The organism is Gimesia algae (assembly GCF_007746795.1).
In the GTDB taxonomy this organism is placed as follows: Bacteria; Planctomycetota; Planctomycetia; order Planctomycetales; family Planctomycetaceae; genus Gimesia; species Gimesia algae.
This window is the reverse complement of the sequence record NZ_CP036343.1, coordinates 2,171,860-2,193,717: the sequence shown is the minus strand read 5'-3', so window position 1 is coordinate 2,193,717 and position 21,858 is coordinate 2,171,860. Positions and strand designations below refer to the sequence as shown.

At 50.6% G+C, this 21,858-nt stretch carries 18 protein-coding genes; 9 read left to right on the top strand and 9 right to left on the bottom strand.

All coding sequences use genetic code 11. The annotated features are described in order from the left end of the window. Positions 1 to 33: 33 nt before the first annotated feature. Together Pan161_RS07960 and Pan161_RS07955 are read right to left on the bottom strand one after the other, a co-directional pair. Positions 34 to 588 carry a nucleotidyltransferase domain-containing protein gene (locus Pan161_RS07960; RefSeq protein ID WP_145225696.1) on the bottom strand — a complete coding sequence of 185 codons (555 nt, stop codon included), beginning with the start codon at positions 586 to 588 and terminating at the stop codon, positions 34 to 36. Positions 589 to 690: 102 nt separating this feature from the next. Continuing rightward, entirely contained in the window at positions 691 to 2,094 is a 1,404-nt protein-coding gene (locus Pan161_RS07955) for a DUF1501 domain-containing protein (protein ID WP_145225694.1), read from the bottom strand. Positions 2,095 to 2,449: 355 nt separating this feature from the next. Here Pan161_RS07955 and Pan161_RS07950 point away from each other — a divergent pair, with 355 nt between their 5' ends. From Pan161_RS07950 to Pan161_RS07935, 4 genes are all read left to right on the top strand, one after another. Then, the gene (locus tag Pan161_RS07950) at positions 2,450 to 4,471 is read left to right on the top strand and encodes a right-handed parallel beta-helix repeat-containing protein (protein ID WP_197995764.1); all 2,022 of its coding nucleotides are present in this window, start codon (positions 2,450 to 2,452) and stop codon (positions 4,469 to 4,471) included. A 459-nt stretch (positions 4,472 to 4,930) separates the two neighbouring features. Then, positions 4,931 to 5,827: a dienelactone hydrolase family protein gene (locus Pan161_RS07945; RefSeq protein WP_145225690.1), complete on the top strand. Its 897-nt coding sequence runs from the start codon at positions 4,931 to 4,933 to the stop codon at positions 5,825 to 5,827. A gap of 42 nt (positions 5,828 to 5,869) precedes the next feature. Further along, on the top strand, positions 5,870 to 6,217 hold the full coding sequence (locus tag Pan161_RS07940; RefSeq protein WP_145225688.1) for a hypothetical protein: 348 nt from the start codon (positions 5,870 to 5,872) through the stop codon (positions 6,215 to 6,217). Between the two features lie 97 nt (positions 6,218 to 6,314). Next, on the top strand, positions 6,315 to 6,917 hold the full coding sequence (locus Pan161_RS07935; protein WP_145225686.1) for a flavin reductase family protein: 603 nt from the start codon (positions 6,315 to 6,317) through the stop codon (positions 6,915 to 6,917). Positions 6,918 to 6,991: 74 nt separating this feature from the next. Here the strand turns inward: Pan161_RS07935 and rnk are convergent, their stop codons facing one another. The 4 genes from rnk to Pan161_RS30475 all read right to left on the bottom strand — a co-directional run bounded on the left by rnk (position 6,992) and on the right by Pan161_RS30475 (position 10,520). Then, the gene (gene rnk / locus Pan161_RS07930) at positions 6,992 to 7,405 is read right to left on the bottom strand and encodes a nucleoside diphosphate kinase regulator (RefSeq protein ID WP_145225684.1); all 414 of its coding nucleotides are present in this window, start codon (positions 7,403 to 7,405) and stop codon (positions 6,992 to 6,994) included. A gap of 255 nt (positions 7,406 to 7,660) precedes the next feature. Then, positions 7,661 to 9,058: a sigma-54-dependent transcriptional regulator gene (locus tag Pan161_RS07925; protein ID WP_145225682.1), complete on the bottom strand. Its 1,398-nt coding sequence runs from the start codon at positions 9,056 to 9,058 to the stop codon at positions 7,661 to 7,663. A 27-nt stretch (positions 9,059 to 9,085) separates the two neighbouring features. Further along, the gene (locus tag Pan161_RS07920) at positions 9,086 to 10,261 is read right to left on the bottom strand and encodes a sensor histidine kinase (RefSeq protein WP_145225680.1); all 1,176 of its coding nucleotides are present in this window, start codon (positions 10,259 to 10,261) and stop codon (positions 9,086 to 9,088) included. A 112-nt stretch (positions 10,262 to 10,373) separates the two neighbouring features. Further along, positions 10,374 to 10,520 (bottom strand): hypothetical protein, encoded by a 147-nt coding sequence (locus Pan161_RS30475; RefSeq protein ID WP_197995763.1) that lies wholly within the window; start codon positions 10,518 to 10,520, stop codon positions 10,374 to 10,376. 815 nt (positions 10,521 to 11,335) lie between these two features. Here Pan161_RS30475 and Pan161_RS07915 point away from each other — a divergent pair. Together Pan161_RS07915 and Pan161_RS07910 are read left to right on the top strand one after the other, a co-directional pair. Then, positions 11,336 to 11,833, top strand: a complete 498-nt coding sequence (locus Pan161_RS07915) for a hypothetical protein (protein ID WP_145225678.1) — start codon at positions 11,336 to 11,338, stop codon at positions 11,831 to 11,833. Positions 11,834 to 12,068: 235 nt separating this feature from the next. Next, complete coding sequence (locus Pan161_RS07910) at positions 12,069 to 12,443, top strand: HPF/RaiA family ribosome-associated protein (RefSeq protein WP_145225676.1); 375 nt, start codon at positions 12,069 to 12,071, stop codon at positions 12,441 to 12,443. 297 nt (positions 12,444 to 12,740) lie between these two features. Here Pan161_RS07910 and Pan161_RS07905 read toward each other — a convergent pair whose 3' ends face one another. After that, positions 12,741 to 13,658: a DUF1559 family PulG-like putative transporter gene (locus Pan161_RS07905; RefSeq protein ID WP_145225674.1), complete on the bottom strand. Its 918-nt coding sequence runs from the start codon at positions 13,656 to 13,658 to the stop codon at positions 12,741 to 12,743. A gap of 512 nt (positions 13,659 to 14,170) precedes the next feature. Here Pan161_RS07905 and Pan161_RS07900 point away from each other — a divergent pair. Next, complete coding sequence (locus Pan161_RS07900) at positions 14,171 to 14,392, top strand: hypothetical protein (RefSeq protein WP_145225672.1); 222 nt, start codon at positions 14,171 to 14,173, stop codon at positions 14,390 to 14,392. Here the strand turns inward: Pan161_RS07900 and Pan161_RS07895 are convergent. Then, positions 14,379 to 18,839 carry a protein kinase domain-containing protein gene (locus tag Pan161_RS07895; protein ID WP_232103766.1) on the bottom strand — a complete coding sequence of 1,487 codons (4,461 nt, stop codon included), beginning with the start codon at positions 18,837 to 18,839 and terminating at the stop codon, positions 14,379 to 14,381. The genes Pan161_RS07900 and Pan161_RS07895 overlap by 14 nt on opposite strands. A gap of 799 nt (positions 18,840 to 19,638) precedes the next feature. Here Pan161_RS07895 and Pan161_RS07890 point away from each other — a divergent pair. Continuing rightward, positions 19,639 to 21,006: a PQQ-binding-like beta-propeller repeat protein gene (locus Pan161_RS07890; RefSeq protein WP_145225668.1), complete on the top strand. Its 1,368-nt coding sequence runs from the start codon at positions 19,639 to 19,641 to the stop codon at positions 21,004 to 21,006. A 76-nt stretch (positions 21,007 to 21,082) separates the two neighbouring features. After that, positions 21,083 to 21,262, top strand: a complete 180-nt coding sequence (locus tag Pan161_RS07885) for a hypothetical protein (RefSeq protein ID WP_145225666.1) — start codon at positions 21,083 to 21,085, stop codon at positions 21,260 to 21,262. Between the two features lie 162 nt (positions 21,263 to 21,424). Here Pan161_RS07885 and Pan161_RS07880 read toward each other — a convergent pair whose 3' ends face one another. Next, positions 21,425 to 21,832, bottom strand: a complete 408-nt coding sequence (locus tag Pan161_RS07880) for a transthyretin-like family protein (RefSeq protein ID WP_232103657.1) — start codon at positions 21,830 to 21,832, stop codon at positions 21,425 to 21,427. Positions 21,833 to 21,858 lie beyond the last annotated feature (26 nt).

Sequence of the window (21,858 nt, the reverse complement as noted above, 5' to 3'; positions counted from 1 at the left end):
TGAAAGGTGATGCGCTCTGGTCCTTCGTCTGGGTTATTCGTCATTGGAAAATGTAATCGCGGCATTAATCAGCGTGGAAATATCCTGGCAATCTTTGTCCTGTAATTCCTGTCGATGCAGTTTAAACAGGAGCGTCACGACTGGATTTAGAACTCTAATTCCGCGTATCGAAATTGCATGTCGGCTTTTGGGCCAGGTGATGCGAGGGTCGCGGCGATAGATGACCGTGTCAGCGCTGTCATCATAGACCATTAATTGCAGAGCCCAGTGATTTCTGTCTTTGCTGGTAATCCAGATATCGTGTACGTGTGCAGGAACCTCAAGACCATTCCAGGCGAGGAGCTGACCGGGTGGATCACAGAGAAAGACACGTGATTGTTCGATGGAGTTCAAACAGGTTATGAGGTCTGATCGAAAGAGGCCGATATCAGTATCAGCATGTTCTCGGGTTGTCTTTCCGAGCAGCCAGTCAATGGAGCATCCGCCGCACAGGACCCAACTGTTGCAGTCACCAAGAGTTGATTGAATGTCTGCGACGGGAGGTGGTTGCCAACTGTTGTCGGAAGGAATCATGGCTTCACGTCGCATCTCATACGGTTCAGACTGTGTCCAGTTTTACTGTCGCGTTTCCAGGTCCATTTGGACCGAGTATCATAGATTGAGAGACGCTATGGTTCAATGTGATGCGCTCTAGAACAGCGACGTCAAAGGCTTTGAGTCATCAAGCAGATGGTAGGGGCGTTCCAGTTTGTCGTAAGCGATGAGGTCGTCGATGCCCATGGCGTGGTAGACGGTGTGGGTGACGTCAGCGGGGGTGACCGGGCTGTTGAGCGGGTATTCGCCGTAGCGGTCGCTGGCACCGAAGGTCTGTCCGCCTTTGATTCCTCCGCCAGCGAGCACGTCTGTCAGGCAGTGTGTCCAGTGATCGCGTCCGGCGCCTGATATTCCGCCAGAACGGGGGTCGCCGATTTTGGGCTTACGGCCCATTTCGCTGGTGACCATGACCAGTGTTTCATCGAGCAGACCACGGTCGTTGAGATCTTCAATCAAAGCGGAATAGGCGCGGTCGAATTCGGGGAGCAGATTTTCTTTGAGGCAATTGAAATTGTTACCGTGTGTATCCCAGCTGCCGGCACTCTTACATTTTTTGCCGAGTTTGTTGAGGTCCCCTTTCCAGAAGACGGTGATGAAGGGGACTTCCGCTTCCACCAGTCGTCGGGCAACCAGCAGGCTCATGCCGTTGATCGTTTTTCCATACCGCTCCATGGTAGCCTGGGATTCCTGCTCCAGATCGAATGCGGAGGTGGAATCAGAGGAAAGCAACAGCGACAAAGCGCGTTCCTGATGCCGGTTCATGGTGGAAATTTCGGCAAAGCCATCGAAGTTACGGCGGGCGGTGTCAAGCTGTTTTAGAAGTGACATGCGTTCTGTCAGTCGATCTGCGGTGACATCGCCTTCGAGCGACATGGCAGGGCCGCGGAGCTTGAGCGGTTCTTCGCGGGTTCCCTGAATGTACATGGGGTCGTGTTCAACACCGATGCGGGCGGCGAATTGACCGGGTCGCGTGTAAGGGGCGCGGCTGGGCATGTGGGGTAGAGAAATCGCGTTCGGCAGACTCTTGTGTGTGGGGCGTCGCGAGGCTACAACCGAGCCCATGTAAGGCCAGTCGTCCGGCATGGGAGTGCGGTTGTTTCCGAGTGTGATAAAGGACTGATCGGGAATGTGTCCGGTCAGATTGTAATAGTAGCCGGCGTGATGGTCGTTTGTGTTGACGGTTGCACCAACGGAATTGATCACGGCCAGGTGATGTGCCTGTTTGGAGAGCATCGGCAGATGCTCGCAGAGTTGAACTCCTGGTGCGGAAGTCTGAATGGGAGAAAACATCCCCCGATAGTTGGAAGGCGCCTGGGGTTTCATATCCCACATGTCGAGATGCGAAGCACCGCCACACAGAAAGAACAGAATGGTGGATTTGGCAGTTTTGCGCCCGGGGGCCGTTTTGTTCTGAGGAGCAGACTTAACAGCGGTCGGTTTTCCGAACGTCATACCGGCAAAGCCGACTCCCGATGCCACCAGAAATTGCCGTCGTTGCATATCTCGTTCCTCTGTTATGAAGCAGGAGTCCGGTATAGACTCAATGGTATCATGTGCAATGTAAACAGGTTGCGTCTCATATCTGTTGATGCTTATGTTAACATTCTTTCCAATTTAAGTCCAGCACGACCTTTGAATGCTGTCGGGAATTGTTCAGGTCGTTACTATTGGAATAACTGGTAGTTTCAGTGGGGGGAGCGGATCGCTGTCTGTTCTCCTTGCATCGTCCATTTCTGTGGCCTGTTTTGAGGAAAATCTTCCGTGAATCCCCGCCGGAGCAGTCAGATGAACCGGAAAATTCTTCAGTAACTCTATGATTGTCACGCAGACTCCTGCTGCTTATGAAAGGTATTTCATGTCTTTATTGTGTTCCCGGGTCCTGGTTGTATTCTTCTGTTTCCTGATGATCACTGCCGTCGAAGCAGGCGGGAACCCAGGCATCAATCAGCGGGCAATTGATAGCCTGAAGGCAGGAAAGACCGATGTAGCGTATGCGTCCTGGTGGGGCTTCGATCGGGAAGATGCGACAGCAGCGTTACAGGCGGCGATTCATTCCGGTGCAAAAAAAGTGATTATTGAGAAGAGGGAGGCAGCATGGATTGTGAAGCCGATCCAACTGGCCAGTGATCAGGAAATTGTGTTTGAAGAAGGTGTTGTAGTTCAGGCGAAAAAAGGGGAATTCAAGGCTGCTACCGCTTCGTTGTTTAACGCGTCACTGAAGAAGAATATTAAACTGACGGGTGCAGGAGCCATTCTGCAGATGCGGAGAGCCGATTACGATGCGGCTCCCTATACCAAAGCGGAGTGGCGGAACGGCATCAGCATCCGGAGTTGCAGTAATGTCACTGTTTCCGGGCTGGTGATTCGCGAAACCGGCGGCGATGGAGTGTATCTGGGCGTGTCTAAACGGGGTGTGACCAACCGGAAGATAACGATCAGGGATGTGGTTTTTGAACGCAATTATCGCCAGGGAATCAGCATTATCAGTGCCGCGGATTTGCTGATCGAAAACACCGTGTTTAAAGAAACGGCCGGCACGGCGCCGATGGCGGGGGTTGATTTTGAACCCAACCACGCTGATGAATGCCTGGTTAACTGTGTGCTGCGAAATTGTGTTTCGGAAAATAATCAGGGTCCCGGTTATCTACTGTATCTGCCGAATTTAACCCGGGATTCAAAACCGGTCTCCATTCGGTTTGAGAACTGTCGCAGTACAGGCAAGGGGAGGGCCCTCTCCTGTACGACCAGAAATAACACACCGGGCAGCGTGACGGGATCGATCGATTTTGAGAACTGTACTTTTGAAAGTACCGATCAGAGCCCCGTTCAGTTTCTCGACAAGCCGGCAGATGTCTGTCCGATCACTCTTAAAAAATGTACGATCATCGGCCCGGAGAATGATGATGCCGCACTGCCGGTCATCCAGTTTACCGCGCGCGCCGGAGTCGTCGGTAAGATTGGTGGCGTGACTTTTGATCAATGTGTAGTCAAATCTGCTGCCGGACATCCGGTGATGTCGTTCTATGATGCTTCGTATATTGGTTCCGTGGCCAATGTGACGGGAACATTGCAGGTTCAACAGGGGGATCAGAAAGATAACTACCGGTTGAATGCCGCGTTGATTAATCAGTGGATGCCGCCCAGCGAAGCGGGCAATATCACGCCTTATCAGATTGATATCAGCCAGCTTCAGCCTCTGGATTCGAACGCTACAATCAAGACAACGCCGCGACGCATGGTGCGTCAACGTGCGTTGTCTCGATATCTGCTATATGCAAAGCAGGGAGACAAGGTCTCTGTTCAATTGACCTATCATCAACTGGTCCGTTATACGGGAGTCAAGCTGCCTGTGACGGTGATTGCTCCTTCCGGTAAGGTGATTCCCGTGCCCGCGGTTCCTTTTAAGGAGACTGCGACCTGTGAATTCAAGGCTCCGGAAACGGGCGTGTATCGTATCAACTGTGATCCGGGAGCGAACTTTGTCACGGTCGATCAGTCAACGCATCGTCTCTGCCTGACTTCGGAAGGGGCACCGATTCGACTGATGGCGGCGACTGGTGACTTCTACTTCTGGGTTCCTGCTGGAGTTGAAAAGTGGTCGGTGGGTGTGTTTGGTGGCGGTGTGGGAGAACGGGTCAGTGCGAGACTGTATGATTCGTCCGGCCAGCAGGTCTGGTCGGAACAGAATATCGTGAAGCCCAAATTGTACACAGGACTCCACAAGCAGAATCCAGCGGGAGAAATGTGGCGACTGGTGCTGGACCGTCCCACAGAGGGGGGCTTTGAAGACCATTACGTGCAGCTCGTCGGTATCCCGGCCGTGCTGGCGCTGACCCCCGGGGAATTGCTGGTTCCCGCTGAAACTGTCGAGAAATAAGAGTGATCAAGGATAAGCCTGGGGCTTCAACTGCGTCTTTCTGATCAGCCAGAATGCTTTCGTTGGCGTTCTTTCTGCAGATTCATGACGATTGCACTCCTGGATTGATAACAAAACTCTCTATGAAGAATTCGAAGTGTGCTTCATGTAAACTACTAAGCACAACTGAGGTTCTGAATAATATGAATCTCGACAACCAGAGTGTCCACTTCCCCTCAGGCTGAGCAGATCATGTTGTCTCGATCTGATCCTGATCGATCCACATTTTCGGGAACACTGTTGTCACTGGTGGAAATGTGGCAGAGCTTTCTCTGAAAAATCGTTTCACCCCACTGGTTCGAACTTTATAATAAACCGGACCGCCTCTGGGGAAATTTGAATCGATAGCGGCTCTGGTCGATTCCCCAAATCAGAGAGTGAGGCCAGCTAAATTCAATCGCAACAGGAAAGAGAATACTTATGGAACGTAAAGAAACATCAGAGTTTGATCAGGAAGTTCTGGATTTGTATGACGACTATGCTCATGGACGACTCAACCGCCGTGATTATATTAAAAAGCTCGGGATGTTTGCTGTGGGGGGGATGACGGCGGAAGCTCTGATGGCCAGCCTGAGCCCCAACTATGCCTGGGCAGAGCAGGTCAAACCTGATGATCCACGCATCAAGACCGAGACGGTCACCTATAAGTCGCCTGAAGGGGCGGGCGAAATGAAAGGCCTGCTCGCCTGGCCGGCGAAGGGGAAGAAGTTTCCGGCCGTGCTGGTGATTCATGAGAATCGCGGTTTGAATCCGTATATCGCAGACGTCGCGCGGCGGCTGGCCGTCGATGGCTTTCTGGCGTTTGCCCCCGATGCATTGACCCCGCTGGGTGGTTATCCGGGCAATGACGATGACGGTCGTGCGATGCAGGCCAAACGCGATAAAGCTAAGATGACCGAAGACTTTATCGCCGCGGCCAAGTTCCTGGATACCAATCCGAAGTCGACCGGTAAAGTCGGCGCTGTCGGTTTCTGTTATGGGGGCGGTGTGGTGTATGAACTTGCCGCTAAACTTCCCGATGTGGTCGACGCAGGAGTTCCCTTCTATGGTCGGCAACCTGACCTGGAAGATGTGTCGAAGATCAAGGCACCGCTGATGATTCAGAACGCTTCGCTCGACAAACGCATCATGGCCGGAGCCGGGCCGTTTGAAGCGGCGCTCAAAAAGAATGGTAAAACATTCGAGGCTTTCGTGTATGAAGGGGCCAATCACGGCTTTCACAATGACACGACTCCCCGCTACGACGATGCCGCCGCGAAAAAAGCATGGGAGCGGACAGTGGCCTTCTTCAAAAAGAACCTGGCAGAAAACGACTAACCTGCAGTGGATCTCCTTCCCGCTGCCACATCTGATGGCAGCGTGGAAGATGCAGTTTTTTGTTTTTATTCACAAGAGAAATGTATGCTGTGTCCCGATGAAATTGCTGATGTCTTGTTGCGTATTCTCAGTGTGGCCCTGTTGCGAATAAGGAAATCAGGCAGTGAAGGACATGCTGAGGAGTGTGAAACGGAAGCAGATCACATTCACAATCTGCCTGCCATCCTCCAAAACTACTCTCCCGAACTATTAGAGTATTACTGGAATATTGAGCGCACTGGTTTTCTAACCAGTATGGCTGGAAGATCTCACGGATCGTTTCAGGATGAATGGCATGATCTGCGTCGCTTGATGGACGAACACGGACTTAATTGCAGAGACGAAATGTAAGATAGCATTCAAACCGGTTGTGTGTTGAAAGTGATGTGAGAGAATAGAATTGCTGTATCTGATATCATCCCCTCATTTTTTCTAGATTTGGCTACCCATGGAACTTGATTTTGAAGGTGCGGATCTGGATCGTGCTTACGCCGTATTATCGTCACTGGTGACTCCTCGTCCGATCGCGTGGGTGACATCACTGGATGAGGCGGGCGTCGTGAATGCGGCGCCTTTCAGTTTTTTCAATGTGCTGGGCGCGCATCCGCCGATCGTCGGGTTCTGTCCGGGGAATCGCGAAGATGGTACGCCGAAAGATACCGCGATCAATGTGCGTAAGCTGCATGAGTTCGTGGTTAACCTGGTGGATGAATCGCTGGCAGAGCAGATGAATCAGACGGCAGCCAGTCTGCCTTTTGGCGTGAGTGAAGTCGAAGCGGCAGGGATGGAAGTGTTGCCGTCTTCGACTGTCAAACCTCCCCGACTCGCGGCTGCACCGGCGAGTCTGGAGTGTGCGGAATGGGGGACGCTGCAGATCGGCGATAACCGGCTGGTGATCGGGCTGGTCAAGCGGGTGCATATTCAGGATCAGTACTGGGAAGCGGATACCATGCGCATCCGGTCGGAAGAACTGCGGCTGATTGGCAGAATGGCCCGGCCCAGCTGGTACTGTCGCACGACAGATCGATTCGAAATGGAACGACCGCAATAGTCGAACGCCTGGTCTCCCCGATGCCTCAGTGAAGCAAATACCACAGGAGACGCGACAGTCAAACGGGACACCGTCTAAATTGTCAGTCCCGCCCGTTCCGGCTGGAATAAAATTTCTTCAACTCGAATTTTACCGCCGCCAGCTAAAGCCCGACTGCGTAACTGATCGCCGATGCGGTAACCGAGGATCGCGGTGCCGATGGGCGTGAGAATCGAGAGTTTTCCTACTTTAATATTCGCATCCTGCGGATACACGAGCGTATAAGTTTCCAGTTCGTCAGTCTCCAGATCACGCAGTCGCACGGTTGAGTTCATGGTGACCACATCTGGGGGAATCTCGTCTGATTCTACAATTTGCGCCACAGCAAGTTCGGCATGAAGTCCGCTCAAATAAGGTTTATTGCCGATTGCCTGCGTGAAATCGCTGCGTAGCAGATTATGCAGCCGCTGGTAATCGGTTTTGGTGATGAATATCTTCTGCTGATTCATCGCTGGTTTCCTCTCATGTCGTGGATCGTCGAATTGAAGTGCTTCGGGTGATTGGGAACAGTCCGGATCAACAGAAGTCTTTAATTGCAAAAAACAGACCAGTCGTGAAAAAGTCTCCAGAATATTTCAGCGATACGGGAATATGCTATTGAGAGTAATAAAAAAGACTGCCTCTTTTAAGAAAGGCTGTGACAATATCGGCGTACTGAACCGTATGTGTGAACTGCCGTTGACAGTCACTGGAAACAGAGGGTGTCAGTTGCGATAGTCGGCGGCAGACAGCCCATGTTTTTTTAACAGCTTGTGCATTCCCTGGCGGGAGAGGCCGGCCTGCTGGGCTGCCTGTGAAATATTGCCGGCATGTTTTTCCAAGAGTGAAGCGAGGTAAGAGTGCTCGGCCGTTTCGACTGCTTCATTTCGCGAGGCATGTTGTAAATCGATGGACGCGGATTCCCCGTCAGTTACATTCCGCCTGAGTTGTTCTGGCAGATCGGTGAGTTCAATGCAATCGGAACGCGACAAAGTGGCTGCACGTTCAATGACATTTCGCAACTCGCGGATGTTTCCAGGCCAGCCGTACTGTTGAAAGCATTCCAGCGTCTCAGCAGAGAAACCACTTACCGGTGACTTTGCCGGCTTGAGTTCGGGGAGAAAGTGTTCTGCCAGCAGCAGGATGTCAGTTCCACGATCACGTAGGGGGGGGAGTTCAACATGAATCACTCCCAGTCGATAAAACAGGTCTTCGCGAAATCGTCTCTCTTTAACTTCCATTTCCAGATCACGATTGGTGGCGCTGATGAAGCGGGTATCGACTTCGATCTGTGTGTTGTTTCCGACGGGGGTAAACTTTGATTCCTGAATGGCACGCAGGAGTTTGGCCTGAGAGGTCAGCGGTAATTCTCCCAGCTCGTCAAAAAAAGCGGTTCCCTGATGACAGAGACTGAGCAAGCCAGCCTGATCTTTCACCGCGCCGGTGAACGATCCTTTGACATGGCCGTACAGGACCGACTCGAACAGAGATTCGGGAATCGCCGTGCAGTCGATCACCTGGAAGTTGTGTTTCTGCCGATGACTGTGCAGGTGAATGGCGCGGGCCACCACTTCTTTCCCTGTTCCGCTTTCCCCCGTGATCAGGACGTTGGCATCACTTTCTGCCAGGCGATCGATGATTTCCAGCAATTCCATGACAGGAGCACTGCGGCCGATGATCTCGGGGTATCGATCTGACAGTTCACGTTGTTCCGGAACCTCAGTCGCAGGTGTGTGTGCAGCCTTCTCAGTGCTGGCGATCGCGCGGCGGACACTGCTGAGTAAATCTTCAAATTTGACAGGCTTCAGCAGGTAGTCGGTAATGCCCAGGCGGATACTCTCAATGGCAGAGGGGATGGAAGGGACGCCGGTTACCACAATCAGGGGGATGTGAGACCAGTTGCGTCGCCCTGCTCGAAGCAATTCGAGCTTGAAATTTCCGGGCATGTTCAGATCCGAGAGAATCAGATCGAATGGCTGGGTCTGCAGCGCTTCGAGTGCCTGTTGCGCATTGGGAACGCAGACGCATTCGTAACCTGATTTGCGCAGGAGTTCGCCCGTGGTTCTCAAGTAAAGCGGTTCATCATCGGCGATTAAAATACGGTGTGCGGGAGTGTTCGTCATGATCGTTCTGCTATTGTTGAAAGTGCCTCAGGATTGCTGGGTCGATATGGGAAAACTGGCTGTAAAGCGGGCCCCCGATCCGGGAGCACTTACGACATCAATACTCCCGCCCAACGCTTCGATCAGACTGCGCGAAACAGAGAGCCCCAACCCCATTCCCTGGCGAGGCATACTGGGTTTGGTGCTGAAAAACGGGTCAAAAATGCGGGGCAGATTCTCTTCTGTGATCCCCGAACCCTGATCTGCTACCTCAACTCTGACTGTTTCGTTCAAGCTACTGACGTGGATGGAAACGGTATCGCCGGGCGCTGAGGCCTGGATCGCATTTTGAATCAGATTCAGCAGGATCTGTTTGACTTCTCCTTCAGGTAATGTGACCTGGATGTCGGTTGCAGCGGCTTCCCGTTCCACCTCAACCTGTGCCTTGCGCGCCGCTGGTTCCAGCAGGCGAATGACATCTTCCACGATGTTGCCGATCATGAAAGATGTGGAGCGTTGGGCACTCGGACGATACAGCTGATACATCAGATGCGTAATCGAACTGATTCTTTCAATCTCCCGATCGATCAGTTCCAGCAGTTCGAAGTGTTCGTGCTCCGCTGGTACGTCTGCTTTGAACAGGGCGAATGCGTTGCGAATTCCTGCCAGGGGATTATTGACTTCATGCGCGACGCCAGCTGCCAGTTGTCCGAGTGCTGCCAGCTTTTCCATTTTGCGACGGTTCTTTTCCAGCTGCGTAATCTGTGCGGTCCGTTCCTGCACCAGCTGTTCCAGATGCGCTGCGTGCAGTCGCAACTGCTCGCGCAGTTGATTGCGTTCGGTAATATCGCGAATACTGGTTCGAAAGCCCAGATGCTTTCCATTCTCGTGAATCATCGGCTGCCAGGAAACGGCCATCCAGAGTTCATGCCCTTCACGGTGGATGGCGCGAAACTCCACATCGTTTCCAATTTCATCCGCCTGTGCCTGTTTCAGAACTGCAGCAATCTTATCCCGATCTTCCGGCGCTACGATCGGCAGAGGGTAATCGCTCATCGTCAGGCATTCTTGCGGAGAGTAGCCGGTCATCCGTTCTACCGCAGCATTCACCCATAACAGGCGGCCAGCACTGGTATGCCAGCTTTCCCAGTCATACGTACAATTGGCAATTGCACGAAAGCAGTCGTTGTTGAACACATCATCGGTGGGAAGAGTCGTTTTCATAATTTTGATTATACGCTGTTCCACATCGTAACTGATAGAATTCAACAGGAAAAAAGTAAGTCAGTCTGCAGTCAGATCAATTTTCCGGACTGCAGACTGCTCGGAACGTGTTTCAGTTCAGATATCGCAATAAAATCGCGATGAGCGTCACCAGCATGAGAATGAATTGTCCCAGCAGAATTTCCCGGCTGGTCATGAGGTTGATGACTGGTTCACGGTGCTGATCTGGCCTGAACGAGAAGTGAGGTTTGTGTGACATTGCTGGGGTCCTTTCTAAAGCGATTGATTCTGGTATCCCCGCTGAAATGCGTACCGCCTGTCCCCCCGAGTCCTGCAGCATCTTACTCCTCAGTCAATTCGCAGGAAGCTGCAGCGAATCGAGGTCGAGGGATCATGATGCAATCGGTGTGCCACTCGCCTGCGGTTTGGCCGCCTTCCTGTTTCTGAAACGGTGTTGCGTGCTGCAGCGTCTGCTGTCCGCACGGACGATCAGAACTGTCGCTGTGGTTGATAAGCCAGTTCGGCACAGGGTTTGCGAATCCAGTCATGGAGTCTGATTACGGTGAGATCAGGGAGCTCTGTTTGCAGGAGCCTGTTGGTCCTGTCGGCAGCGATTACTGTTTTTTTCAGCAGAACGACGACAGAAACATCAGATTGCCTTCAAGCAGGGTGTCAACGTGAATTGCCTGCCCTGTGCGAAGACCGTCAACCCCGGTTGACAGTAGAGGGCAGCACATCAGGAATCGATTTCAGCTCATAGAGGGGCAATGTTCTCATGTCGAAGATCACTCTGAACCAGCATCCAGATTTTTTCAAGTATTTCATTTCTCGAATTGTATCAACGAACTACAGAATGCTGTTCCATGAGCTGAAGCTGGACATGGAGGGAGGGCGATTGTGTGTGCGTGGCAGCACAGCCTCCTATTACGCTTTACAAAGATTGTTAAGCATCGTGCGACAAATATTTGCGGCGCGGGACAGCAGAACGACCTGTCCCGTTCACATCTGGATTCAGGTTGGTAAAGAACAGAGGCTGTTCGAAGCCCACTTCAAGCAAAGGGAAGAAACAAGATCATGATCAGCGTCAACCCGAAACTGACAATCAATGCTGCCTTTTTGCAGGAGATCAAGGATGACAATCTCCGGCTGTATGGACTGCTGGATCATCTTCGTGCCTGCTGGCTGGTGAATAGTCCCGATGTGTTCCGGCCGGAATGGTTCAGTAGGCTCATCAGCGATCTGCGCGATCAGATTGCCATGCATTTTGCGCTGGAAAATGCGTTTGGATATTTCGAAAAACCGGTGAGTTCCGATCCGCTGCTCTCAGCCGAAGCACAGCGGCTGCATGCTCAGCACGAGGAACTGTATCTGCAAATCTGTTCCATCGCAGAGCAAGCCGAGGAGATGCTCTATCCGCACATGGATGAAGAGGCCTATACCAGACAAGTTGATCTGTTTAGAGACTTCTATCGTGCATTTCAGGAACACGAATCAGCAGAGTTTGATCTGATGGTCAGAGTCTGCTCTGAGCAGCAGAAACAGCAGCGACCGCTGATTTCGACTGATCAGTAAACCGGTTTATAGGGGAAGTGAACAGAAAATTATAAGAATATTCCCAGCGGGTGTTATTTCTAATTATCTTATTGTCTGCCAATCAGCGTTAGATAAAATGGACTTAGACTGTGTCCGGTATTACTGTCACGTCTCCCTGTCCCTTCGGACCGAAAAAATCTATCGAGAGACGTTATGGTGAATTACGACATGCTCTAGTATCCGAGTGACTTTATTTTTCACAGAGGAGAGTTAGATGCGAAACTATGACTTCGAATGTGTTGCGTTGCAGACCGACTGCAGTGCTCAAACGAAAGAATTTGTCGAAACTCAGTGGGACCAGGCAATCGATCGGATTGATAACTGGATTCGTACTGTCAGCATTTATCTAACCGATATCAACGGCCCGCGCGGCGGAATCAGTAAACGTTGTCGAATCGTCGTGCATACGCAATCCGGTGCGCCCGTGATTGTCCAAGATACCCAGGAGCGGATTTCCACGGCGATCACGCATGCCATCAAACGAGCCGCGCATACGCTCAAACGACAGGTGGCTAAAAAACGTAATAAAAAACGTCAGCCTCTGCATTCGATTACCGAACCGTTACCAGAAGTCGAAGCGGAAATTTAATCCGTATTTCAACAATAGAATCTATTAATAGGGTGCGTCAGTCTGTAAAGGGCTGACGCACTTTTTTTATGACTGCTGCTTGATTCAAATCAGCATTGCTGAATCACAATGATTTTCTACAGGGCGCATAAAAAAACGGCTGTTCGCAGGAACAACCGTTTTTGAATTGCTGGAATCAGGTTCGACGAACCGGATTCACTAGAGCGCATCACATTTAACCATAGCGTCTCCCAATCTATTATACTCGGTCCAAATGGCCCTGGAGACGCTACAGTAAAACTGGACACAGTCTATTGTTTAATATTCGCCAATGACTTTTCCGTCATTGATCAATCCCAGGTACTCGTAGGTTTCTGAACTGATGTTTTCGCTCAGAAAGCTGATGCGTCCATCACCGAAAAGGAAGTGACAACCGCCGACGTGTGTACTGCTGGCGGCTCCATCGGTCGCGCCTGCGTTATTGATCAGGAAGTTGCCATTAGCGGAAGTTCGCAGACCGTTGTCCGAACGGGTTCCTCGGGCGCCAATCCAGATGCCACCATTGGCGGCTCCTTCGGTAGTGCGTTCTCCTGCCAGAAATGTGTTGCTGGTACCGTCTATAAAATCACGCATTCGATTAGCAGAGTTTCCATAGAAGGCACCTTTGTAGGTGGGCGTTGTTGTACCAGAGATAGGGCCATCGCCATCCCAGTCGGTACCTACGACTGCCAGGTAGTTTGATTTCCCGTACGAACCACGGTCGGTATTGATGCCTCCCATCGGGTCGGAAGGACAGATGAAGGCGGGCAGAATGGTCTTTGCCAGGGTGGTTGTGCCCACTGTTGCGGTGGTGTCGTTCAACCAGTGAATACCGGCCCCGTTGCCCGTGGCGCCAAACATCCGTGTGGAAATGCTTTCGTATAAATTGGCCTGGTCCATGAACGGGAGAATATAAGTTCCCCAGGCAATACCCAGTCCATTGGTCGCACCGAGATTGGGTGCACCACTGGAAAGTCCCTGGTACATGAGGGGGAAGACACGATGCGTATCATGGTAGTTATGCAGCGCCAGGCCGATCTGTTTCAGGTTATTCTTGCAGGTACTGCGACGTGCTGCTTCGCGGGCCTGCTGAACGGCGGGAAGAAGTAATGCGATGAGGATAGCAATAATGGCGATCACAACTAGAAGTTCGATCAAAGTAAAGCCGCGTTTCTCGTTGCGTTGAGTCATTCTCATAATAAGTACACGTTCCTTTAAAAATAGAGGTTAGAAAGCACAACCCAAGTGCTCAAACTGTGCTTTGAAGAGTAGAAAAAGCGGGGATGAATCATCAGTCGTGCTGATGATGTGCCCCGGATAGGCATAATAGAAATGAATTGAACTTCTTTAGATATTCATGCATGCTCTGTGCGGCTGATGGAATTGATCCTAAGCGACCTCAAGCTGGGGTCTCCCCGCCAGGTCGAACCAGCCAACTGGATGAGCAGATTGGCGGAACTGGTTCTGGAGGTTGCTTACTGTGGATTGCAGACTTCGCCCTGAATCGGTCGCTGTTCCCAGCGAGGCAGTGCGAGAAATCGCATTGGCAATCAAAGAGCCGTTCAATAATATGTGTCTTTAAGTATATGTCTGGCAAGAGTTTAACTCGCCTGCTACAAATAAAATCGTACGGAAATGATGTTACTTACCGATAAATTCTTATTTTATTCAAAATAACTTAAAGATCGGCTGTCGAAGGGGCGAGATGCGTGGCATCAAGTTCACTGGTGGGAGCCGTGTGCAGGATGAACGTGATTGATTTCAGCAAGCAACGACGGGATGTGACCTGCTGGTGTGATGCTGAAGCAGTGGTTTTATGGGGTGGGAGGGAGCATCGTTTGCTAATGAATCACCAGGCACTGCCAATCAAAAACGCCTGCGTTCTCTGGGTTAAAGTAGAGTTGCTGCTGAACGAAGCTACGGGGCTTTAGTTGCCGGTGGTTTCGTTCCGAAATCGCTTTCAATTTTGCAGTTCGGCAGGACTTTCTGCAGGTCGGCAATGCCCTGGGGGGTGACTTTGGTTTCTCGGAGATCGAGATTCTCCAACTTCTTCAAACCATAAAGGTGTTGCAAACCGGCATCGGATACGGGCGTTAAATCAAGTCTCAAATCCCGGAGATTCTTTAAGTCCTGCAGATGCTCAAGCCCCGAGTCAGTGATCTTGCAGTTGGTAAGATCCAGTTTGCTGAGGCTCTCATGCTTAGTAAGTTGTTCCAGCCCTGTAGTCGTGATTCCTGTGCTTGATAATGTGAGAGTTTCTAATTGCTTCATGCCTTGCAGGTGTTTCAATCCCTCGTCCGTAATTTTGGGGACAAGATGAGCAAAAAGTTTCTCCAGTTTTGTCAGACCTTCAATGTATCCCAGACCTGTTTCATCGACTTGTGAATTGAAAGATATATTTAGTGAGGTCAACTGTTTCAAATCCCCCATGGCTTTCATACCCGAATTGGTAATGGCCGCACGGTTCACATCAATGGTATGCAATCTCGGCAGATCCTTGAGGTGACCAAGTCCTTCCCCTGTGATCTTAGTTTTTGACAAACGTAAAACTCTTAAATTCTGGAGCCCCCTGAGATGTAAAAGTCCCTCATCTGTGATCTTTGTGTAATCCAGAAATATTTCTTCTAAATTTTGCATCTGCTTGAGATATTGAAATCCTGTATCACTGATTGATGTAGACTCAAGAAATAAGTACTTGAGAGTTTTCAGCTTTGCCAGACGTTGCAGATCGTGGTCTTCGAAACTCGCATTCTTCAGGCTTACAGAATTAAATATTACAGGCTCGGTTGGCAACTCTTCGATCTTGTAATTTAATTTAAAGCCGATGCCAATGCCTCCACCCATTCCAATCACCCACTCAGCAATCTCACGGTCAGTCATGGGTGAGTCGCTTGTCATGATTGGCTTCGTTTCGAAATCGCTGACAATTTTGCAGTTCGGCAGGGCTTTTTGCAGGCTGGCAATGCCTTGGGGGGTGACTTTTGTCTTTTGGAGTTCAAGAGTCTGCAACATCTTCAGGCCGGAAAGATGTTTCAAGCCTTCATCAGTGATTGGCGTTGAATCTAAACTCAATACCTTTAGATTCTTCAAGTCTTTGAGATACGCAAGGCCGGAATCAGCTATCTTGCAGTTACTGAGACCGAGTACAATCAATATCTTTAGACCGTGAAGATGTTGCAGGTCCACATCACTGATTGACGTTGATTCTAAACCCAATATCTTTAAATCCTTCAAGTCTTTGAGATGCCCAAGGCCCACACCGTCGATTTGTGTATTAGTGAAAGATAACTTCTCAAGCTGTTTCATGTCTTTCAATTGCTCTACACCAGAATTGGAAATTGCGGTGCTGCCAACATAAAGAGTTGTCAGGCTTGGCATGTTCGAGAGGTAACCGAACCCCTTATCAGTAATTTGTGTACCGATTAAACTAATATAGTTTAACGGGATGTCTTTCAGATATTGAAGTCCCGTGTCACTAATGAGAGTATTTTCAAGATTCAATTTCGGTAGGGTTTTCAATCCAGCCAGGCGTTTCAGATCGTCGTCTTTCACGCTCGTACCTTTTAGGTCTAAAAAGTTGATGACAAACGGTTCGGTTGGCAACTGTTCGATCTTGGTGATACTCTTACCGCCGGTGTTTACCCACCCGCCCATTCCAATCACCCACTCAGCAACCTCACGGTCAGTCATGGGGGTGTCGCCTGTCGTGGCTGGCTTAACAACCTGCAATTCATCTTCCACCTCCACCCATTTAGCACCAACAATCTTGCCATCATGTCCGTTGCCGGAAGAGTCTTTCAGCACATCACCTGTGCCTTCATCGAAGTGGTAGAGAGCCAGTGTGTTTTTGTCGTTTTCAAAGTGGTCCGTTGGTGTGAAGTCTTCGGAGTAGCGTGCGGTGTTGGAAAAACGTACTTCATCGATGGAACCTTTGATTGGAGGGCCTTTATACCGATTTCCAATGGTAATGAACTCATCTGTATGAATATTTGATCCATTGAAATTCATTTCTCCTTTTTTGTGGCCATTCACATAAATTTGTGCAACATTCCCTTTGTAAGTGACTGCGATATTGGTTCTTTTCCCAAATTCGACTTTGGAATCGGTTTGCAGCACTTGGAATTGACCATTATTCGAAACACTCGTAGACCATTCTTTTTCTTTTCCCTCAGCTTTTGAATAACCGATACCGAAGCTGGTCAAACTGGATCCATTTGCAATAATCCTTAGTGGTCTATTAGAATTCTCATCAATGGTGACCCATGCTTCGACTGTCAAGTCGCCCGCTGTTTCATGTTTCAGAGGTAAAACGACACGATCGGAATCGTTTTGGAACCGTATTGCAGAATGCGATTTCGCTGGGGTACCCGCAGATGGCATCTTCTTCTCAGCCACTGCCAACGGAACCATACTACCCTGCAACTCATCATCTACCTTCACCCACTTCGCACCGACAATCTTGCCATGATGTCCGTTGCCAGAAGAGTCTTTCAGCACATCGCCGCTGCCTTCATCGAAGTGGTAGAGGGCCATTGTGTGTTCGTCGTTTTTAAAGTGATTGTCTGGGGTGAAGTCCTCGGTGTAACGGGCGACGTTGGAGAAGCGAACTTCATCGATGGAGCCTTTGAAATTCAGGTTATCCTTCCATCCAATTGTAGTGAGGTATCCATTACGAAGTTCTGATCTTTTGAAATTCATTTCTCCTTTTTTGTGACCATTCACATAAATTTGAGCAACGTTCCCCTTGTAAGTGACTACGATATTGGTTCTTTTCCCAAATTCGACTTTGGAGTTGACTTTCAACTTATAGAATTGACCATCATTCATAACAGTCGTATTCCATTGCATTTCTTTTCCCTGAATTGTTGAATTACCGATAAAGAAGCTAATCAAACTGGATTTAATTGCAATGAAATTTTGTGGTTTTAAAGAATTCTCATCAATGGTGACCCATGCTTCGACTGTCAAGTCGCCTGCTGTTTCATGTTTCAGAGGTAAAGTCACACAATCGGAATCGTTTTTGAACCGTAGTGCATAATGCGATTTCGCTGGCGTACCCGCAGGTGGCACCTTCTTCTCAGCCACCTTCAACGGTTCCAACCGAACCTTGATCGTCTCTTTGCCACCCGCTTTTACAATGAACTGTTTTGTGAATGTTTCGAATCCGCCTTTGGTCACTTGTAATGTATGTGTCTTCTCATCCGCCACCACTTCAATCGGCTCTGTACCTTTACCCGTCTTGATGGTGATTTTCTGTTGCTCATCAACGGAAACCACAGCCCCCGCCAATTCGGGCTGGTCGACTTCCAGAATGATGGTCCCTGCCGCAGTGTCTACTTTCAGTACGATTCCCGCTATTAAAATGAGCGAAGCCAGCACAACACCCGCAATAATTCCACCCCGTTTTCCGATGGACTGCTTTCGCTTTGCTAACGGTTGATAGCTGGTGCCGCCCAGCGTGTGATTCAAAAAGCCAGAAGTGAGGCTTTCATTTTGAGTATCCGTCAACGGTTTCTCTGCCGTCATGGCATCCGCTGACATGACAACAGTCTGACTGGATGCCATACGCTGTGATTGCAGAAACTTGTGTAACTCTGGTTCGGACGGCTCTGTTGCAACAGTCGAGGAAGACTTCATCTGAATACAATTGTCAATGGCGACAATGACTTCGCTCATCGACTGAAATCGATCTTCCGGCTTCTTGGCAACCATCTTCTGAAACACGGCATCCACATCCTGAGAAATGAGGATGTGCTTGCCTGTCAGGGAAGGAATGGGATCGTTCTGATGAGCCATGATTCGGTTGACCATGGTGCTTCCACGGTAAACCGATTCCCCTGTGAGCAGGTAATACAGCGAACACCCTAAACTGTAGATATCGGAACGGGCATCGGCAGTGTGCGTGTCTTTGGCCTGTTCCGGTGCCATGTAATCGACGGTGCCCATCACGGAGCCATCTTGAGTCAATTGCGTGGCTGGAATCTCGTGGGCTTCATCTTCGATCCGAGCCAGGCCCATGTCCAGAATTTTGACACACCCATCATTGTCCAGCAACAGATTGGCGGGTTTGATATCACGGTGAATGACGCCTTTGTTGTGGGCGAACTCCAGGCCCTTCGCCGCCTGCAGAATATAATCGACGGCGACATCAACCTCCAGCACACCCTGTTTTTTCACAACCGCTGAAAGGTCAATCCCTTCCACATACTCCATCACAAAGTAATGCACGCCATTGGCTTCATCGGCATCATATGCGGCAACGATGTTGGGATGGGTCAGCTTGGCGGCTGCTTTGACCTCACGATGGAATCGCAGGATAGACTGTGTATCTCTGGTCATCGCAGCGGGCAGAGTTTTGAGGGCGACTTGCCTTTCCATACGACGGTGTTCAGCCAGGTAGACGTCCCCCATTCCGCCAGCACCGATTTTATCCAGAATGAGATAATTGCCCAGCAGCAGCCGGTCGCCTTTGCCCTGATAAACCAGCTGGGCTTGTAGCTTGGTGACTTTTTTGTGTTTCACCAGCAGCTTGCCCAGGTCTTCGGCAGACTCCGCTGCAGGAGATTGCGACTGTTGAAAGGCAGTGATCTCCACAGCGGAGATAACACCACTTTCATCCAACTGAGATATAAATTTTTCCAGGGTTATCGACATCGCTGGCGCACTAGCACGAAAGTGAACTGAACAAATGGGTTACGTATAGCTACTCTACTGAAATCATTGATTTAAACAAAGCTTTATTTACGGCATTATTGTGCATTAAGGACCTGTTCGCGATACTGGACAGAGTGCGTGTATACGTATGTTCTGAATTTCAGGGTTGTCTATCACCTGAGGATGAGTGCTCGAATCCTGTTGTCGCTGGTGGAGCCTCTCATCAGGCGTTTTTATACGGCTCTCCGTTTCTGCGTCTACCACCGCGGTATCCCTTCGGAGAGGAGGAGTAGAGCGAATAAACGGTGCAACATCCTGCCCTGCGGGCCGCGATCAAACTCCAGGACAGACCTCGGAAAATGGAACGATTCCTGCACCTGACACTGATTTTGCTCTCACACAGAATTGCTGTTTCATTCTTGTTCGCAGCCCTTACACTATCTATTAGTGAGTCAGATTATTTTTCGTATGGTTCTCAATGAATCATCGTATCACCGTGTGTTATGGATGTCAGGAAGAGGTTATGCATTTCACTTATCAATTGACCGTGCTGTTCGTCGTGCTGGCCGTGGGGCAAACCTGCCTGGCCGAAAACTATCCTCAGTTCCGGGGCGCGCATTCCAATGCCGTCTCTGCCACGCCGCTGCCTGTCAACTGGTCGGATGAGGCAGGAGAACAAACCAATATTCGCTGGAAGAAGCCCCTTGAGGGCGAAGGCTGGTCTCAGCCCATAGTCTGGGACAATCGCGTTTACATGACGGCTGCGGTGCCCTCCCATCCAGTAAAGAAAAACAGTGCCCGGCCGGAATCCAATAGAGGTGACTACAGCCGCGATCGTAACGATCTGGTCAACGTGTTGTATCAATACCAGGTCGTCTGTCTGGATGCCGCCAGTGGCAAGACGATCTGGAAGAAGACAGTGAAAGAAGGTAAGCCGCCGTTGAAGCGGCACAACACCAACACCTATGCCACGGAAACGCCGGTCACAGACGGGAAGCGCATATACGCGTACTTCGGCATGAACGGCGTTTATTGTCTCGACCTGAACGGCGACGTGTTGTGGCAGAAAGATCTGGGCGTGTATGAGATGCGGGCCGGCTGGGGCACGTCGAGTTCACCGGTGCTGTTCGAAGATCGGGTGTTCATTCAGGTTGATAACCAGGAGCAGTCGTTTCTCGTGGCCCTGGATACGAAAACCGGAGAGGAAATCTGGAAGGTCAACCGTGATGAAAAGTCGCAATACAGCAGCCCCATGATCTGGATGAATTCACTGCGGAACGAACTGATCGTGGGGGGCACGGTCTATCGTTCCTATCATCCCGCGACCGGAAAGTTACTCTGGACGCTGGATATGAACAAAGGGCGTTCGTCGGCGACCCCTGTTGCCGTCGGCGATCGGCTGTTCATCGGCAATGAACTGCGTAATCGTGGCGGCGATGACGACGGAGGCGGGCGGCTTTACTCCATCAAACCGGGTGGCGCGGGTGATATTACTCCGCCGGGTGACGTCAGGCAGGGAACGTTCGTGGAGTGGCGGATAGACGGTTCCGGCATTCAAATGGCGTCGCCTACTTATTTAGCTGGCAACCTGTATTTCTTCGAACGCCGCCGGGGCATCATTCGTTGTGTCGATATGGATACGGGGCGTCTGGAATACGAGAGCCGCGTTCCGGGAGCCCGCGCGTTCTGGGCGTCTCCCTGGACCGACGGCAAACACCTTTTCGCGCTGGATTCCAACGGCAACACCCATGTCATCGCCGCCGGTGACGAATTGAACGTGGTCGCCGTCAACAAACTCGACCAGCAAGCCTGGGGCACCCCCGCCATCGCCGACGGCAGCATCTTCATCCGCACCGTCGACAACCTGTATTGTATTGATGCAGGTCGGTGAATGGGGTTGGTTGGTGGAGTGATCTGATCCCTTTTCTACACTGACTGAAACGGTAATCAATGAAAGGTCTCGATTGATGGCACGCTTGCAGTTTAAAGGTATCGTTGTCGGCGGAACGCTTTTATTAGCGAGTGCGATATTGTGGGGAGGGCCGTTGGTGGGCCTGCAGGTTCCATCTTACCTTTATTTGCCATTACTGGTGATTGTAATTGTCGCCTCTTTGTATCTCGTCGGTCATTGTACTGCGGAATCATAATCTACGGCTCGAAACTTGAATTCTATTACCGCTGATTCAACTCTCACCAGAGACTACTAAAAAAAACGCCTGAGTCCTCTTGCTTGAGGGCTCAGGCGTTTTTGTTTTATGGTTTGCTGTTTTGTCATTCGCAACAAGCAGAGTGGCGAATGTGTATCTGCTTCACTCTTTCGACTTCAGCGGGAAGTCAATTGTGTTCGAGCCCGGTTTGACTTCTGCGGTGAGGGTGGTCTGGGCGTTGTATTTGGGGGGGAGGATTTCCGGGCGGGCTTCTCTATCCTGGCCGCCGCCGGTTTCGTCGGAGAAGGCTTCGACGGCGGTCGTGATGATGACCTGGTGCGGGCCGATCAGGGCGCCGTTTTCATTCACGGTGTAGGCCAGTGTATAATTTCCCTGGCTGTCGGTTTTTCCCAGGGAAGGACGTCCCTTTTCGGGCTGGAAGGTGACTTCCGCGTCTGCCAGTGGTTTGTCATCCAGGGTTACGACGCCGGAGACGGTGCCCAGGGGGGGCGTGTCGCTGCCTCCGCCGCAGGCTGACAGGAACAGCAGGGAGAGGCTGAGAAGAGACATGTTTAACATCGCTGCGGGTTTCATCG

Excerpts from the sequence above, each read along its gene's own strand:
- Pan161_RS30475 (WP_197995763.1), bottom strand. The coding sequence starts at position 10,520 with ATGTCACACAAACCTCACTTCTCGTTCAGGCCAGATCAGCACCGTGAA.
- rnk (WP_145225684.1), bottom strand. The coding sequence starts at position 7,405 with ATGAATCAGCAGAAGATATTCATCACCAAAACCGATTACCAGCGGCTG.
- Pan161_RS07910 (WP_145225676.1), top strand. The coding sequence starts at position 12,069 with ATGCGAAACTATGACTTCGAATGTGTTGCGTTGCAGACCGACTGCAGT.
- Pan161_RS07950 (WP_197995764.1), top strand. The coding sequence starts at position 2,450 with ATGTCTTTATTGTGTTCCCGGGTCCTGGTTGTATTCTTCTGTTTCCTG.
- Pan161_RS07880 (WP_232103657.1), bottom strand. The coding sequence starts at position 21,832 with ATGTCTCTTCTCAGCCTCTCCCTGCTGTTCCTGTCAGCCTGCGGCGGA.
- Pan161_RS07955 (WP_145225694.1), bottom strand. The coding sequence starts at position 2,094 with ATGCAACGACGGCAATTTCTGGTGGCATCGGGAGTCGGCTTTGCCGGT.
- Pan161_RS07945 (WP_145225690.1), top strand. The coding sequence starts at position 4,931 with ATGGAACGTAAAGAAACATCAGAGTTTGATCAGGAAGTTCTGGATTTG.
- Pan161_RS07905 (WP_145225674.1), bottom strand. The coding sequence starts at position 13,658 with ATGAGAATGACTCAACGCAACGAGAAACGCGGCTTTACTTTGATCGAA.
- Pan161_RS07935 (WP_145225686.1), top strand. The coding sequence starts at position 6,315 with ATGGAACTTGATTTTGAAGGTGCGGATCTGGATCGTGCTTACGCCGTA.
- Pan161_RS07915 (WP_145225678.1), top strand. The coding sequence starts at position 11,336 with ATGATCAGCGTCAACCCGAAACTGACAATCAATGCTGCCTTTTTGCAG.
- Pan161_RS07895 (WP_232103766.1), bottom strand. The coding sequence starts at position 18,839 with ATGGAAAGGCAAGTCGCCCTCAAAACTCTGCCCGCTGCGATGACCAGA.
- Pan161_RS07885 (WP_145225666.1), top strand. The coding sequence starts at position 21,083 with ATGGCACGCTTGCAGTTTAAAGGTATCGTTGTCGGCGGAACGCTTTTA.
- Pan161_RS07960 (WP_145225696.1), bottom strand. The coding sequence starts at position 588 with ATGCGACGTGAAGCCATGATTCCTTCCGACAACAGTTGGCAACCACCT.
- Pan161_RS07920 (WP_145225680.1), bottom strand. The coding sequence starts at position 10,261 with ATGAAAACGACTCTTCCCACCGATGATGTGTTCAACAACGACTGCTTT.
- Pan161_RS07925 (WP_145225682.1), bottom strand. The coding sequence starts at position 9,058 with ATGACGAACACTCCCGCACACCGTATTTTAATCGCCGATGATGAACCG.
- Pan161_RS07890 (WP_145225668.1), top strand. The coding sequence starts at position 19,639 with ATGCATTTCACTTATCAATTGACCGTGCTGTTCGTCGTGCTGGCCGTG.